Annotated in this window: 16 protein-coding genes and 1 tRNA gene; 10 read left to right on the forward strand and 7 right to left on the reverse strand. The window is 63.8% G+C overall.

Features of this window, described 5'->3' with window-relative positions:
* Window positions 1-14 precede the first annotated feature (14 nt).
* From HAP41_RS37535 to HAP41_RS37545, 3 genes are all read left to right on the forward strand, one after another.
* Window positions 15-530: a hypothetical protein gene (locus tag HAP41_RS37535; RefSeq protein ID WP_175618015.1), complete on the forward strand. Its 516-nt coding sequence runs from the start codon at window positions 15-17 to the stop codon at window positions 528-530.
* A 143-nt stretch (window positions 531-673) separates the two neighbouring features.
* On the forward strand, window positions 674-1606 hold the full coding sequence (locus tag HAP41_RS37540; protein WP_166105555.1) for an alpha/beta hydrolase: 933 nt from the start codon (window positions 674-676) through the stop codon (window positions 1604-1606).
* Between the two features lie 414 nt (window positions 1607-2020).
* A complete protein-coding gene (locus HAP41_RS37545; RefSeq protein WP_224580636.1) occupies window positions 2021-3211 on the forward strand; it encodes an ABC transporter substrate-binding protein in 1191 nt (396 codons plus the stop codon).
* A gap of 255 nt (window positions 3212-3466) precedes the next feature.
* On the opposite strand, the gene HAP41_RS37550 is transcribed toward HAP41_RS37545, so the two are convergent.
* Window positions 3467-5029, reverse strand: coding sequence for an adenylate/guanylate cyclase domain-containing protein (locus HAP41_RS37550; protein WP_166083299.1), 1563 nt, complete (start codon window positions 5027-5029; stop codon window positions 3467-3469).
* Between the two features lie 195 nt (window positions 5030-5224).
* Between HAP41_RS37550 and HAP41_RS37555 the strand changes: the two genes are divergently transcribed.
* Window positions 5225-6313 (forward strand): enolase C-terminal domain-like protein, encoded by a 1089-nt coding sequence (locus HAP41_RS37555; RefSeq protein WP_166083295.1) that lies wholly within the window; start codon window positions 5225-5227, stop codon window positions 6311-6313.
* A 12-nt stretch (window positions 6314-6325) separates the two neighbouring features.
* On the opposite strand, the gene HAP41_RS37560 is transcribed toward HAP41_RS37555, so the two are convergent.
* Window positions 6326-6748 carry a RidA family protein gene (locus tag HAP41_RS37560; RefSeq protein ID WP_166083288.1) on the reverse strand — a complete coding sequence of 141 codons (423 nt, stop codon included), beginning with the start codon at window positions 6746-6748 and terminating at the stop codon, window positions 6326-6328.
* 231 nt (window positions 6749-6979) lie between these two features.
* On the opposite strand from HAP41_RS37560, the gene HAP41_RS37565 reads away from it, so the two are divergent.
* On the forward strand, window positions 6980-7447 hold the full coding sequence (locus HAP41_RS37565) for an NUDIX hydrolase (protein WP_166083281.1): 468 nt from the start codon (window positions 6980-6982) through the stop codon (window positions 7445-7447).
* A gap of 11 nt (window positions 7448-7458) precedes the next feature.
* On the opposite strand, the gene HAP41_RS37570 is transcribed toward HAP41_RS37565, so the two are convergent.
* Window positions 7459-7701 carry a hypothetical protein gene (locus HAP41_RS37570; protein WP_166083277.1) on the reverse strand — a complete coding sequence of 81 codons (243 nt, stop codon included), beginning with the start codon at window positions 7699-7701 and terminating at the stop codon, window positions 7459-7461.
* Window positions 7702-8045: 344 nt separating this feature from the next.
* Between HAP41_RS37570 and HAP41_RS37580 the strand changes: the two genes are divergently transcribed.
* On the forward strand, window positions 8046-8525 hold the full coding sequence (locus HAP41_RS37580) for a tautomerase family protein (RefSeq protein ID WP_071909434.1): 480 nt from the start codon (window positions 8046-8048) through the stop codon (window positions 8523-8525).
* 126 nt (window positions 8526-8651) lie between these two features.
* On the opposite strand, the gene HAP41_RS37585 is transcribed toward HAP41_RS37580, so the two are convergent.
* Both HAP41_RS37585 and HAP41_RS37590 read right to left on the reverse strand, forming a co-directional pair.
* A complete protein-coding gene (locus HAP41_RS37585; RefSeq protein ID WP_085398770.1) occupies window positions 8652-8897 on the reverse strand; it encodes a hypothetical protein in 246 nt (81 codons plus the stop codon).
* An 11-nt stretch (window positions 8898-8908) separates the two neighbouring features.
* A complete protein-coding gene (locus tag HAP41_RS37590) occupies window positions 8909-9394 on the reverse strand; it encodes an L-2-amino-thiazoline-4-carboxylic acid hydrolase (protein WP_166083238.1) in 486 nt (161 codons plus the stop codon).
* A gap of 472 nt (window positions 9395-9866) precedes the next feature.
* Between HAP41_RS37590 and HAP41_RS37595 the strand changes: the two genes are divergently transcribed.
* Both HAP41_RS37595 and HAP41_RS37600 read left to right on the forward strand, forming a co-directional pair.
* The gene (locus HAP41_RS37595) at window positions 9867-11165 is read left to right on the forward strand and encodes a heme-binding protein (protein ID WP_166083228.1); all 1299 of its coding nucleotides are present in this window, start codon (window positions 9867-9869) and stop codon (window positions 11163-11165) included.
* Between the two features lie 243 nt (window positions 11166-11408).
* On the forward strand, window positions 11409-11849 hold the full coding sequence (locus tag HAP41_RS37600; protein ID WP_224580635.1) for a Cif family virulence factor: 441 nt from the start codon (window positions 11409-11411) through the stop codon (window positions 11847-11849).
* A 218-nt stretch (window positions 11850-12067) separates the two neighbouring features.
* Here the strand turns inward: HAP41_RS37600 and HAP41_RS37605 are convergent.
* A tRNA-Val gene (locus HAP41_RS37605) sits at window positions 12068-12142 on the reverse strand.
* 73 nt (window positions 12143-12215) lie between these two features.
* Window positions 12216-12575, reverse strand: coding sequence for a cell cycle two-component system response regulator CpdR (gene cpdR, locus HAP41_RS37610; protein ID WP_166083209.1), 360 nt, complete (start codon window positions 12573-12575; stop codon window positions 12216-12218).
* Between the two features lie 329 nt (window positions 12576-12904).
* Here cpdR and HAP41_RS37615 point away from each other — a divergent pair, with 329 nt between their 5' ends.
* Complete coding sequence (locus tag HAP41_RS37615; RefSeq protein WP_014491809.1) at window positions 12905-13795, forward strand: N-formylglutamate amidohydrolase; 891 nt, start codon at window positions 12905-12907, stop codon at window positions 13793-13795.
* Between the two features lie 544 nt (window positions 13796-14339).
* A complete protein-coding gene (gene hisN / locus HAP41_RS37620) occupies window positions 14340-15122 on the forward strand; it encodes a histidinol-phosphatase (RefSeq protein WP_014491808.1) in 783 nt (260 codons plus the stop codon).
* Window positions 15123-15124: the final 2 nt, after the last annotated feature.

The raw sequence follows: 15124 nt of genomic DNA on the forward strand, positions 1-15124 counted from the left end.
AGGAAGCGACGCGAATGACATTCACGACAAGGGCCCGATCCAGGATTTGGGCCCGCATCATCTCCGCGCTCGCTTTTGCCGGCGCCTTCAACGCCGCCGGAGCCTCGGGGGCGACGCCTGCGAAAGTCTCGGGCTCGACGGCGCTGGCGCTCGCGGGCGTGATCGCGCCGCTGTCGCCGGACCTGACCGGCGCCGAGAGGAAGGCGGTGGCGATGCTGTTCGCCGCCAATGCCGAGATTCCCTACAAGAAGCCGATCGTGGTGACTGTGGACAGAATCGTCTGCCGCACCGGCAATGTCGACATCACGTTACGCAATTGCGAGCTGACCTTCGGCAAGAAGAGCAGGACCGTGAACGGTTCGACGGCCAATGAAATTTTCGCGACAGAAGCGCTCGCCGGCATTCCGCCCGATGGTGCGGCGGGATCGAACTTCGAGAGCCTGAGCAAGCTGAGCTGCACGATCGACCCCAATGCCATCCGCCGCAAGGACGGGAGCGGGGCCGACTGCACGTTCCAGCCGGGGAATTGAACCGCGCATGGGCAAGAACATGGGCAAGAAACCGGGTGCCGTGAAATCGCCTCAAGACGAACTAACTAATAAGGCGAATTGAAAAGACGGGCCAAATGCGCGAGCCCATATCGGGCACGCAGGGCCGGCACCAACATACCAACATGAAGAATTATCTCGCTTTCTTCCTCATCCTGGGCATGACGGCAGCCTCCGCACGCGGTCCGTTGCCCGCGCGGCTCACGGGGCCGTCCAATCTCGTCCGGGTGGGCCTCACCGACAACGACACGACCGCCGGTGGCACTGCGCGGCTGTGCGAGCAGATCTCCTTCTCGCGGGGGCTGCGCTACGGCGAGAGCGAGGCCAATGTGCTCGACGTCGCCACCAGCAGCGAGACCAAGGCGGATACGCCCCGGCCCGTGCTGGTGTTCGTGGGGGGCGACACCTTCACCGGCGATCGCGGCGCGCCGGACCTGTCACGCGAGGTCCAGGACCAGGCGATGTGCTTTGCCGCGCGCAACGGCATGATCGGCGTGCGCGTCAACTATCGCTTTGCGCCTGCGGCGACCTGGCCGATGGGTGCAACCGACGTCGCGGCGGCGCTATCCTGGGTCCACGGCAATATCGACCTGTTCAATGGCGATGCCCGCGAGATCGTCGCGGTCGGCTACGGCGCCGGCGCCTTCCATGTCGCCACCTTGCTGGCGCATCCCGAGTTCCAGACCGACCGCGCCGATGTCGCCGCCGTCGTGCTGGTGTCCGGGATCTACCGCGCGGGCAAGGACGCGAGCGACAGCGAGAAGGCCTATCTTGGCACTGACCCCACCCAATACGACAAGCGGTCGGTCTTCCCCGGCATCCTCAACGTCGACGCGCCGATCGTGCTGGCCTGGGCCGCGAACGATCCCGCGAACCTCGTGGCGCAGGGCGAGACCTTGAAGAAGACCCTCTGCGGCGCCGGCCACTGCCCGCGCAGCACGCTGCTGCGCAGCCGCGACGGCATCGCCGCCGCCTTCGGCCTCGACGGCTCCGGCGACAGCCTCGCCGAACCGACGCTGCTCCTGGTGCATCAGCTCGAGGCGCGGGAGCTGCCGTAGCGGCGCGTTGCGGGCGGCGCGACGACTTTCACCTTTTGCTGGGCCACCCCTCTCCCCCGCCCTCCCCCGCAATGGGGGAGGGAGCGCAGCGGAGCACGTGGCCACGCTGTGCCCTCATCGCCGACGCGCTAATGAATGGAGTCACTCGCCAAACGAAAGATGCGTTCCCTCCCCCCTTGCGGGGGAGGGTTAGGGAGAGGGGTGCCACACGGCACGCTCTGTCGATTGATGGCCCGTCAACACGGCTGTCGTTTCGTTCGCGATGCGTCGCCTTGAAGCGGGCGATCAAGCCACAGCTTTGACAAACGCTTGACGTAGATCAAGCGGACTTGGTGCGGATTGAGCCGACCTCTTGGAGGGGCCAATATCAAAGTATCGAGCATGCGCGTCATCGGCAGGATGCTGTTCGTTTCGATGATCGCTATCGCGTCGCTTGGCGCGATGTCCCAGCAACACGCCGAACAACCCGCGAGCGGCGATGAAATCCGCATCGGCAATGTCATGCCGTATTCGGGACCGCTCTCGGAATTCGGCGCCATCGGCCAGGCGGAGGCCGCCTATTTCGACATGATCAACGCGCGCGGCGGCATCAACGGCCGCAAGATCCGCTTCATCACGCGCGACGACAATTCCGATCCGGCCACCGCGCTGGAGCTGACGCGCAACCTGGTCGAGAAGGACGACGTGCACCTGATGTTCGGCTCGTTCGGCACGCCCGGCAATATCGCCACGCGCTGGTACCTGAACGAGAAGAGAATCCCGCAGCTGTTCGTCGCCTCCGGCGACGAGGAGCTGAGCCAGGCCAAGGCGTTTCCCTGGACCATGGGCTGGCAGCCGTCGTTCCGGTCGGAGGGGCGCATCTATGCCAACTATATCCAGGCCTATTACCCCAAGAAGAAGATCGTGGTGCTCTGGCAGAACGACCAGTTCGGACGCATGCTCTACAGGGGCATCCAGGAAGGTCTTGGCGACCTGAACCGCCTTGTCCTCGTCGACATCGCCTTCGACATTGCCGATGAGCATCTCGAAGGGCATGTCTCGATCCTCAAGCGCGCGGGCGCGGACATCTTCGTCTTTCTCGGCGTGCCGTCGACGGCGTCCAAGGTGATCAAGCTGGCGGCGTCGCTCAAATGGCGCCCGGTCATCATCGTCAACGACGCCTCCGCCTCGATCGCCAACGCGATGGCGCCCGCGGGCCTGGAGAATTCGTCCGGCGTGATCTCGGCGGCCTTCCTGAAGGATCCGAGCGACCCCGCATGGAAGAACGACCCCGCCATGAAGGACTGGTTCGCCTTCATGGACAAGTACCATCACGTCGAAAGCACCAACAACAGCGCCGCGGTCTACGGCTACGGCGCAGCCGAGGCGCTGACACAGGTGCTGAAGCAATGCGGCGACGACCTGTCGCGCGAGAACATCATGCGTCAGGCGGCTTCGCTGAGGGATCAGCAGCCCTCCGTTGCGTTGCCCAACATCAGGATGAGCACCTCGCCCAACAGCTATCTGCCGATCAAGCAGATGCGGCTTGTGCAGTTCGACGGCCGTTCCTGGCAGCCTTTTGGCGATGTGATCGAGACCGCGTTCACGGAAGGGGCGGCGCGGTAAGCCGACTCGGACGCACCTTTTCCTGGGCCACCCCTCTCCCCCGCCCTCCCCCGCAAGGGGGGAGGGAGCACAGTGTGCCGCGTGGCGAGAGCTGGGCTCACAGCTCAATGAGTTCACAAAACCAAAGCCAATTGTCGTCACCTTGACGCAGCCACACGCGCAACTGCGTTCCCTCCCCCCTTGCGGGGGAGGGTTAGGGAGAGGGGTGCCACACGGCGCACTCTCGAGAGGAGTCACGCAAGTCTGCGCGCACCCTCACGCCGGCTTCAGCGCGGCCAGCGCGTTTTCCAGCAGCGAGCGGACGCGTGCTGCATCGCCTGACTTCACCATGGCGGGGTCGAGATACAGCTCGAGGCCGGGCGCGCGCTCGGTGATGACACCGCTCTTCTCCGCCGCCGCGTCGTTGAGCGCGTCGACCGAATAGGGAATGATTTCGCGGCTGATGCCCTTCATCGTGATCGCGGGCAGCGCGTGGGCGCGGACGATGTCGCTGACCAGCGCAAAGGTCTCGTAGCTCAGCACGATGCCGCCGGGCTCGGCGATCGATTGCAGGCGCGCGGCGAGGTTCGCTTCGGCGCCGATGATCGTATAATCCATGCGGTCGCTGCTGCCGAAATTGCCGACATTGCAATAGCCGGAATTGATGCCCATCCGCGAGCGGAACGGCTGCTCGATCCCGGAGGCGCGCCACTTCGCATTGAGCTCGGCAAGACGCTGCTGCATCCGCCTGGCCATCTGGAGGCAGGCCTCAGCGTCCGCACGGTCGCCCCTGGTCTCGGGGTCGCCGAAGAAGATCAGCATGGCATCGCCGATGAACTTGTCGATGGTGCCGCCATATTCATGGGCGATCGCCGACATCTCGGTGAAATATTCGTTGAGGAGCTGGGTCAGCAGCTCCGGCTGCAGCCGCTCGGCTGTCGCCGTGAAGTTCTGGATGTCGGAGAAGAAGATCGTCAGCTTCTTGCGCTCGGTGTGGATGGTGACGTCCTTCTGGCCGCTGAAGATGCTCTTGTAGACCTGCGGCGGGATGTAGCGCGAGATCTTCATCGACAACGAAGCCAGGAAGTCGTTGGCGGATTCGAGCTCCTTGTTCATGCCCTTGATGCGGCCGGCCTGGCGGCGCTGGAGCGAGAGGAACGACAGGCCGCAGCCGGCGGCGATCAGGAAATAGGCCAGCAGGAACTTGAACGAGAAGATGTTGGCGGCGATCGGCTGCGCAATGATCACCTCCTGGATACCTCTGATGTCGCCGACCTTCCAGTCCTTCTTCGGGCTCTCGGGGTGGCTGTTGTGGCAGCTGACGCAGGCCGGGCCCATCGTGACGGGCGCGACCAGGCGAACCTTGTCGGAGAACAGCGAGGTCTCGGTCTCGACGATCTTCTGCTCGGGATCCCTCCGAAGCGCGTCGAGCGCGTCCTTCTCGAACTTGTCGAGCTGGTGCGCGGCGCGGTTCTGGAACGGGAAATCCGAGACGAAGCGGTAGGTGATGTTCTCCTGCTGCGCGCCGATCACCCGTCCGAGCTCCAGCGACAGCGTCGCCGGGATCGGGATCGCACCGGGGACGGATTCGTAATTGTGCACGACCCTGGTGGTGCCATTCGGATTGGCCAGGATGCGGCCGACGACGTTGGACGCATAGTAGCTGCGCACGCTCGTGATCACCGAGTTGAGGTCGGCGGCCTGCCGGCGCAGCGCGGTCTTGCTGAGGTCGGTCAGGTCCAGCCACACCGCGACCGGCAAAGCGAGCAGGAGCAAGGCGATCACGGCCCCCGTGAGGATGCCGCTCTTGCGCTGTTCTTCGGAGATCTCTTGTTTCACCCTGTGGCTCCGTCGTGTGCGATCTTGTCGCAAATCCCGGGAATTCGCGGCAAGAGCTTGCGGCGGCACAGAGCCCGCAAATGCGAGGCCGCGCAACCCCATTTCATGGTGGGTCGCAGCAAATGGCTTTTCGTTTCATGGCGAATGTTTAAGATCGGTATTAACCTGCATTCACTCCGCCGGGAGATCCTCCATATGACCGAGACTATCCGCATCAGGCGCTTCAATGCGCGCCCCGTGATCGTGCCGATGAATTTGCCGCTCAAGACCTCGACCGGCGCGGTCGCAAAGGCGCCGCTGGTGCTGATCGACTGCGAGACCGACCAGGGCGCGGTGGGGCATGCCTATCTGTTCTCGATCACGCCGTCGGCCTTGAAGCCGCTGACGGCGATGGTCACGGAAATGTCGGAGCTTGTCGCCGGCGACGAGCTGCTGCCGTTCGAGATCGAGCGCAAGCTGACCCAGCGCTTCACTCTGCTCGGCCTCGCCGGCCTGCAGCGGCTGGCGCAATCCGGCATCGACATGGCGGCATGGGACGCGCTGGCGCGTAGCAAAGGCTTGCCGCTGGCGCGCCTGCTCGGCGGTGCGCCGAAGCCGGTCAGGGCCTACAATTCGATGGGGCTCGGCATCATGCCGGCGGCCGCCGCGGTGGACGAAGCCCACAAGCTGCTGGCCGAAGGTTTTCACGCCGCAAAGATCCGCGTCGGCCGGCCCGATGCGCGGGAGGATCTCGCCGTGGTGCGCGCGGTGCGCAAGGCCGTCGGCGATCAGGTCACGCTGATGTGCGACTACAACCAGGCGCTGACGGTGACCGAGGCCATCCGCCGCGGCGAGATGCTCGACGACGAGGGGCTGACCTGGATCGAGGAGCCGATCCGCCACGACGATTACGCTGGTAACGCGCGCATTGCGGATGCGCTCCGCACGCCGGTCCAGATCGGCGAGAATTTTGACAGCGCCTTCTCGATGCAATCAGCGCTGTCCGCGGAGGCCTGCGACTACGTGATGCCCGACGTGCAGCGCATCGGCGGCGTCACCGGGTGGCTCCGCGCCGCCGCGCTCGCACATGCCGCCGGCATCGAGATGTCGACGCACCTGTTCTCGGAGGTCAGCGCGCACCTGCTCTGCGTGACGCCGACCGCGCATTGGCTCGAATATGTCGACTGGGCCGACGCGGTGCTGGCGACACGGCTGAAGATCAAGGACGGCTTTGCCCTGCCGGGCGAGGAGCCGGGCAACGGGATCGCGTGGGACGAGGCGGCGGTGAAGAAATATCTCGTCTGATAAGACCGCTTCTTACGACCGAACAGCGGCAATCATACTCAGCTCGACGGGAGCGCCCCGCGGCAACTCGGCGACGCCGACAGACGTGCGCGTGTGACGACCGCGATCGCCCAAGCGCTCGATCAGCCGGTCGGAGGCCCCATTCATGACTTGCGACTGCTCGGTAAATCCAAGCGCTGAAGCAATGTATCCAACGAGCTGCAGGACCTGGACGATCCTGTCCTCTCCGCCTGTTGCGTGGTTGATGGCTGAAATGCAGAGATCGGCGCAGAGAGCAGCGGCCTCCTGCGCGGCTGCGATATCGACATTTGCGCCGACCTTGCCCGCATACAGCAGATCCTCACCGCGACGCGGCAGCTGACCACTGACATACGCAATTCCACCATGGATGATCACCGGCAGATAGTTGCCGCCGGGCTTGTTCACGCTGTTCATCTCGAAAACCTGCCTTCTCGTCACGTCCGGCGAAGCGACACGTTTCGCCGAACGCCGCAAATTGTATCTCACCAGGCTCGTCGCCGTCATGGATGACCGGACAATGGCAGGCGGCGAGTCACGGATCAAGGCTGCGAAGCATTTGCATGCCGAAGGCAGTGCGGATCAAGCCCGACAAGGCCTCGCCACCGCACATTGCGCAGCGGCGGCGGGCACGATAACGATGCCCCCATGTCCACGTGGCGGCCCCACCCTCACATCCGCGTCGTCGCGCTCGGCCTGCACTGGCGGGACGGGCGCCTGCTGGCGGCCGAGGTGCGCGACGATGCGGGGCGGATCAAGGGCGTGCGCCCGCTCGGCGGCGAGATCGAGTTCGGCGAGAGCTGGCGGGCGGCACTCATGCGGGAATTTTGCGAAGAGCTCGGCGTGGACATCACCATCACGGGCGCGCCGCTGATGATGGAGAACATTTTTGTGCACGAGGGATCGACCGGGCACGAGGTGATGTTCATTGCGGAGGTCGCGCTTCCAGACGGCGCGTTCAGCGGCCAGGATCGCATCGACTTCCGCGAGGATAACGGCGAAGAGATCGTCGCACGCTGGTTCGATCTTGCGGAGCTCGACGTCGAGGGCGGGCCGGGCCTTTATCCGAACGGGTTGAAGGATGTGCTGCTCCGACGGAAGCGCCAGTCCGCCTGACGGGCGCCTGACTACCAAACCTCCGCACCGGGGATCTTCTTGCGCACCGCGATGCGCTGGATCCAGATGCAGCGACGGACGGACCTGTTGGAGCGGCCGACGGCGGATATCCCCTCGCCGGCCTGAAGCAGCGGCGCGATGTTCGCGCGCAGCGCCCGGCAGCGCTGGAGCTCGGCCTGCCAGTCGATCACCGCTGCATCCGCGCATGACGCCATCAGCGCCAGCACAGCCATTGCAACACAGGTCGCCCGCATCGTTCGCATTCCTTTCACTGTGATCCCCCCGCGTCGCGCCGGTAGCGGAAGTCGCAATGGCTCGCGCGCCTTGCATGATGGTCTGCGCCCGCGTCAGCTTGACGTCGGGGCCGGACCCTTCCGCAGTCGCGAAGTCGGAAGTGCAGACAAAGGAGAAAAGCCGAGCTCCGGCTCGCCCAGCTGTGGCGGCCCCAACAAGGCTGAGCCAACGCAGACGTGATTCAGCGGTTACCGCGGGTCGCCAGATCCTGAAGAGCCGACGGCGCAGTCAGTGATATTATCCCCATCATACCACATTCTGCGCGGGCTTCCCTAAGAACCAGCCAACGTCAAGGAGAACTCGAGTGCCGTTGTGGAAAGTCTATCACCCCGTCGGGGCCTACTCGGCTCATGACAAGAAGGAATTCGCAGAGAAGGTCACCGCAATGTACGCGAGGATTCCCATCCCGAAATTCTACGCCGTGATGATCTTCGAGGAAGTCGCCGCAGGTTCGGTCTATGTCGGCGGAGCTTCGCACGAGAAATTCGTCCGCTTCAAGATCGACCACATGGCGAGGACGATGCCCGGCCCCGTCATCAGGGAATGGTGGGTGAAAGCAGTCGACAAGTTGATCGCGCCCTACGTCAAGGACCGGGGATACGACTGGGAGGTCACCATCGACGAGCTACCGGCCGACCTTTGGTCGATTCAGGGGCAAATTCCGCCGCCATTCGAATCCCACGCCGAAAAAAGATGGGTCAAGGAGAACCGGCCGAGTTCGTATGACCTCCAGGAAAAGCTGCCGGTCGGAGCCCTGTTCAAGCCGGGCGTGTCCGCCGGCTGAGGCGACGCCCGCAGGACTGTCGATCGACGCAAGACGCCGCTCCGCAGGGCGGACCGAGCCTCTATCCGACAGGACTGAAGGACCTGCTGCTCCGGCAGAAGAGCCAGTCCACCTGACGGGCGCCTGCTACCACGCCTCCGCGCCGGGGATTTTCTTGCGCACCGCCATGCGCTGGATCCAGATGCAGCGACGGACGGATCTGTTGGAGCGGCCGACGGCGGATATTCCCTCGCCGGCCTGAAGCAGCGGCGCCACGTTCTGCCGCAGCACGCGGCAGCGCTGGAGCTCGGCCTGCCAGTCGATGATCGCCGCATCGGCGCGTGATGCCATCAGCGCCAGCGCAGCCATGGCAAGGCAGCTTGCCCGCATCATTTGCATTCCCTTCACCGTGATCCCCCGGCATCGCGCCGGTAGCGAAAATCGCAATGGCTGGCGCCTTGCATGATGGTCTGCGTGCGCGTGAGCCTGACGTCGGGACCAAACCCTTCCGCGGTCGCGAAATCGGCGGTGCAGACCAGAAGGAAGCCGAGCTCCGGTTCGCCCAGCGCCTTGTAGAACTCGGCATAGGCGCATCGCGTCACGTCGAACGCGAAGGTGTCAGCCGTCTGCTCGACGATGTCATAGGCGAGCGCGTCGTCGCGGGCATAGGTCTTGAACGCCGACGAGACGGCCTTGCCGAGATCGGTCTTGTTCTCGGTCTCGTTCTTCGTTTTCCAGAACTCCTCGCCGAAGCCGCGATAGAGATCGCCGAGCGCCTTACGCACCAGCGCGTTGGCGCGCGCCTCGCCGAGCTCGGCCTGCAATGCCTTGACCAGCGGCACCAGCACCTGCGCCTGGATTTTTGCTTGCTCGATGACGGAAACACTCATGGGCAGCCTCGCTCGTTTCTCGTTGCTGCGACTCTTTGGCCTTGTGACCTGGACCACATTTGCGACCATCTTAAGGTTGTATGATAGTCCAGCATAACCGAAGCCGGCCAGGCGCCCGACATCCATTTTGATGATCTCATTTTCGAGCACGGAGAAGGAAGCAATGCTTCGCTCAGTTCGCAGGGCTCGGCTATTTCCCGACCGCACATTTGCCCGAACCGCAAGTTGAAAATCACGATCGATTCACGCAGATCCGTTCAGTATCCGGCCCGGCCGACAACGTAGGGCCGATCGATGTTCGTAGTCGGCACGCGCGCATGAGCGCGTGTGAACGATGTTGTCATGCCCGGCATCGGGCGGATCACGAGACGCGATCGGGATCACGAGGCGCAGTAGCGCAGGACTCACCTGCCCGGACAGCCGGCCCGGGGAAATGCCGGCATCGACAGTTGCAGCATCGCGAGGAATCACCATGGACGAGCCCAAACCACTCACCAGTGCATTCACCAAGACCGCGAATTTCTCCATCCACGAGGTCGACGAGGTGTTCAGGGACGCTGCGCTGCCCGCCGCGGGAGCCGCCGCCCGAGCTGCGCATCCGCCGGTCACCTTGCCGCCCATCCTCGGTCCGCTGTCGGCCTTCACGGGCACCTTCACCGGACAGGGGTTCAACACGATCTTCCGGCCCGACAGCAAGATCACGCCGACGCCGATGCCGGGGCCGATCAGCACCACCGACCCCGACGACAACGTGCTGGAGCTGAATCTCACCGACGAGACGATGTCGTTCTCGAACAATCTCGGCTCGATTCCCAATCGCGGCTCGCTGCAGCAGGCGGATGCATTCCTCAACGGCGTGCCGTACCTCCAGACCATCAACGACATCACCACGGGAACGCCCGTGGGCATTCACTTCGAACCCGGCATCTGGCTGGCGGTGCCGGCCACCACCATTCCGCACGAGCCGTTCACCGTTGCGCGCATGGCGTCGATCCCGCACGGCACGACGATCGTCGCGCAAGGCACCGCGCTGCCTCCGGTCGCCGGTAAGCCAACCATCGCGGCCATCGACATCACACCGTTCATCGGCGGCAATCCGGGCAACAAGATCACATTCCAGAACCAGACCGCGACCAACAAGACGACTCGCAGGCTACCTCAGGATCTGACCGCACTGATGGCTTCCGGCAAGCTCACCCAGGCGATGATCACCGACCCGAACACGGTGCTGCGCAATCAGATCGCGCATCAGACCATCACGCAGACCATCGTCATCGAGACATCCACGAAGCCCGGCACGCCGCTGTCCGGCGGCCCCTTGCCGGCCATCCCCTCGCCCGGCCCGCATCCGCAGGCGCCGAGCTTTGCCGGCGGCGCCGCGAACATCGCGTTCCTTCAGGGCTTGCCCGTTCCGACGCCGGGCGGCAATGGCTCGAACGCCAACGCCTTCCAGATGGACGCAGTGTTCTGGATCGAGACGGTGGTTTACGACATCGATGTGCCGGCCCTGCCGCCGGGAACGCCGCCGGTGATCCTGCAACCGCGCCAGAGGAGCAACGTGCCGCTGGTTCCGAGCTTCGTCGCCGCGATCCCGTTCGTGCCCAACAAGGGATTCAAGGGCGGCCACGTCAGGGTGGCGACGACGCAGATCCAGTATTCACAGAAGGTCATGCTGGATTTCGCCGGGCTGACCTGGCCGCACGTCTCGGTCGCATCGCTCGTGCCGGCAGCACCCGTGCCGATCCCGGATCATCTGTTGCCGCTGACGTGAGGCGGATGGCGGTGTGACGACGATGCGCCACGTCCGCGGCATCGGACGTGGCGTGAACCAACGCATCCGTGATGCGACGGTGACCGCCGCTCGCGCGATCCTGAAAGGCCGGCGCGGCGATCAATGGTATGATCATTGTCATCCAAAAGAGAGGCGATCATGCCCCCTTCCAAGATGTCCCGCGGCTCCATCAGGCTACGACGATTTGCACGGCGCGGTCATGTTGCGGCAATTGCTGCAGCGTTGTTTCTCGCGGCGACCGCCTGCTCGGCCGGGCCGGCGCTTGCCGCGGCAGATGATGCGCAGGCGCGAACCATCTTCGAAAAGTTCATTGCCGCGCAGAATGCGCACAACGCGGACGATGTGAAGGCCATGCTGTGGAATTCGCCCGGCACGCTGTTGTTTGCGAGAGGCATCGAAACCAGAGGCCGTGATGCGGTCGCGGACCGCTTCAAGGGCTACTACGAGGGCACCTGGCACCTCGAACCCGATATGTCGAAATTCCACGTCGCCGTGATCTCGAACGAGGTCATGCAGGTCCTCGTTCCCATCGTCTTCACGCGTGGCCTTCCCGGCAAGCCACCCCAACAGAATACGTTTCTGATCAGCCAGACCTACGTGCGGGATGCGAACGGTTGGTCCGTCGCCTCCGTCCTGCCGGTCGCGAACACGGAACTGAAATAGCGGCGATCCAGAATCGTAGCCCGGATGGAGCGCAGCGTAATCCGGGACAACGTCGGAGAGGATACACCCCGGATTGCGTTTCGCTCCATCCGGGCTACACGCACGCTTCGCAATGGCAGGTTGTTTGGGCTTGCCTGGCCGAAGCTCGCGGCGGGCAGCCCGCCTGCGCCCTTTGGGCTTCGGCGTGGCATCCTTCTCTCGCTATCGCGAGCGGAGGATGGTGGGCGCGACAGGGATCGAACCTGTGACCCCTACCATGTCAAGGTAGTGCTCTCCCGCTGAGCTACGCGCCCTAGATGTCTCTAGATCGGGTCGGGTCCCTATAACGGCTCAGGGGAGCCGGTGCAAGGACCGAAGGGGGCCGATTTAGGCCGCCAGCATCTTGTTCACTTCGCTGACCAATTCGCGCAGATGCACGGGCTTGGACAGCACCTTGGCGTTCTTGGGGGCGTCCGAATCCGAGTTCAGGGCGACCGCGGCGAAGCCGGTGATGAACATGATCTTGATGTCGGAGTCGAGTTCCGAGGCCCGGCGGGCGAGCTCGATGCCGTCCATCTCCGGCATCACGATGTCGGTCAGCAGCATCTCGAACGGCTCTTCCCGGAGCCGCTGATAGGCGGCCATGCCGTTGTCATGGGACGAGACCTGAAAACCAGCGTTTTCCAGCGCCTTGACCAGGAAACGGCGCATGTCGTTGTCGTCTTCGGCGAGCAGGATTTTGGGCATGGCAGGAAACGTCAAATCCCCAGAGGATATCAGCAGAGGTTACTAAGCCCGACAGAGGGTAAATTTGGGGTGAAAATCTTTACCCTGGGCTGGCTGCGCTGCCGGTCCCTTGTGAACCCGAATGCGGCACGAATCAATCGAGCCGCGCCGGCGCATCCCCGCTTCCCTGCCCACACGGTTAAGACATGTTCCAGCGCAGATCACATCTTTTCGCTTGGCAGAATGGTTGCGATTCCAGACAATGACGACACATAAGAGCCGCTCCACCGGCCGAATCAATTCGATCCGAGACCCGGATCCCGCGGCGCGAAGGGACGAAGCCTGAGAAGATGACCCGGTTTGACGGCGACGTGTCGCCCGCCTTCGAGATCGTGGAGCCCGCGCAATGGCGCGCGCCTGTCATCTTCAACTCGCCCCATTCCGGGTCGACCTATCCGGACGAATTCCTCAGCGCCTCCAGGATCGACCTGACGACGCTGCGGCGGTCCGAAGATTCCTTCATGGACGAGCTGATCGGCCATTTGAGCGAGCGCGGCTTTCCGACCGTGCGGGTCAACTTTCCCCGCTCCTATGTCGACGTCAATCGCGAGCCCTATGAGCTCGATCCCCGCATGTTCACCGGACGGCTGCCGAGCTTTGCCAATACCCGCTCGATGCGGGTCGCCGGCGGGTTAGGCACCATCCCGCGCGTGGTCGGCGACGGCCAGGAGATCTACCGCGAACGCATCCTGGTCGACGATGCGCTGGCGCGGATCGAGACGCTGTACAAGCCCTATCATCGCGCGCTGCGCCGGCTGATCAACAAGGTGCACCAGATGTTCGGCACCGTGGTGCTGGTCGATTGCCACTCGATGCCCTCGGTCGGCGTCAGCAGGGACGAGCCGCGGCGGCCCGACATCGTGATCGGCGACCGCTACGGCACGAGCTGCACGCCGCTGCTTCCGGACAGGGTCGAGGAGACCATGGGCGGGCTCGGTTATTCGATCGGCCGCAACAAGCCCTATGCCGGCGGCTTCATCACCGAGCATTACGGCAACCCCGCAAGCGGTCTGCACGCGGTGCAGCTCGAGCTCAACCGCGCGATCTACATGGACGAGCGGCGGCGCGAGCGCAGTCCGCGCTTTGCGCAAGTGGCAAGCGACTTCGGCGTGCTCGCCGACGTGCTGGCGACGACGATCCCGTTCGGCGATCTCGGCCCGTTCCAGGCCGCGGCGGAATAATAGCGAGCCGTCGCCGCGCGATCGCGTCGCCGATCAAACATCAGATCAAGCTGCCAGCGTATCGTGCGCCGAATCTTCGCTTCGCGTTTTCGCGCGCTCGAAGTGAAGATCGAGGCTCAAAGAAAAAAGGGCCGCTTCTGATGAAGAAGCGGCCCAAGTCTAGGGAGGAAACGCCCAAGGAGGGCAGCGGTAACGCAGAGCGCTACCGCACCGCAACAATATGCGGCCGCGACGCACAAAGTGCAAGGGCTTTTGAGCCGTTTCCCATGCAATATGCACATGGCTCAATTGCTTATAGCGAAACCCAGATTCAGTTTCTTTGATAAGGAAATTCAATGGGTTGATAACCGTTTGCATACGAACAAGGCATACTCGGAACTAAGTTTTCAACTCTATGATCGATATTTGGCCAGCATATGACTGGGATGGGGCAGCCGGTTGCGGCATCCAAAATACGGAGCAAACCAACTCAGCGCTGCACGCGAGAAGCGAATTGAGCTAGGCAGGAGCGAGCTTCACCCGACTTTCGTTTTGAGGATGCGCCGTGACGGTGATCGACTTCTCAGCCTTCATCGGACGGCTCGCCACCGCCTCCGGCGAAACCATCCTGCCGTTCTTCCGCACCTCGCTGTCGATCGACGACAAGAGCAAGACCAAGGATTTCGACCCCGTGACGGAGGCCGACCGCGCCGCGGAGGCGGTGATGCGCCGGCTGATCAAGGCGAGCTTCCCCCAGCACGGCATCGTCGGCGAGGAATTCGGCAATGAGCGCGAGGACGCCGATTATGTCTGGGTGCTCGACCCCATCGACGGCACGAAATCCTTCATCGGCGGCTTTCCGATCTGGGGCACGCTGATCGCGCTGCTGCACAAGGGCGCGCCGGTGTACGGCATGATGCACCAGCCCTTCATCGGCGAGCGCTTCTCCGGCGACAACGGCTCGGCCACGTATAAAGGCCCGTCCGGCGAGCGCCGGCTCCAGGTCCGCCGCTGCGCCTCGCTATCGGAAGCAACGAGCTATACCACCAGCCCGCTGCTGATGAACGAACGCGACCGCGCCATTTTCAGCCGCATCGAACAGGGCGCGCGGCTGTCGCGCTATGGCGGCGACTGCTACTCCTATTGCATGCTGGCGGCCGGTCACGTCGATCTCGTGGTCGAGACCGAGCTGAAGCCTTACGACATCGCAGCCCTGATCCCGATCGTGACCGGCGCCGGCGGCGTCGTCACCACCTGGGAAGGCAAGCCGGCCCAGGGCGGCGGCCGCATCATCGCGGCCGGCGACGCCAGAGTTCACGAAGAAGCACTGAAACTGCTCAACGGATAAGC

This window comes from Bradyrhizobium barranii subsp. apii, assembly GCF_011516635.5.
GTDB classification, from domain to species: domain Bacteria; phylum Pseudomonadota; class Alphaproteobacteria; order Rhizobiales; family Xanthobacteraceae; genus Bradyrhizobium; species Bradyrhizobium barranii.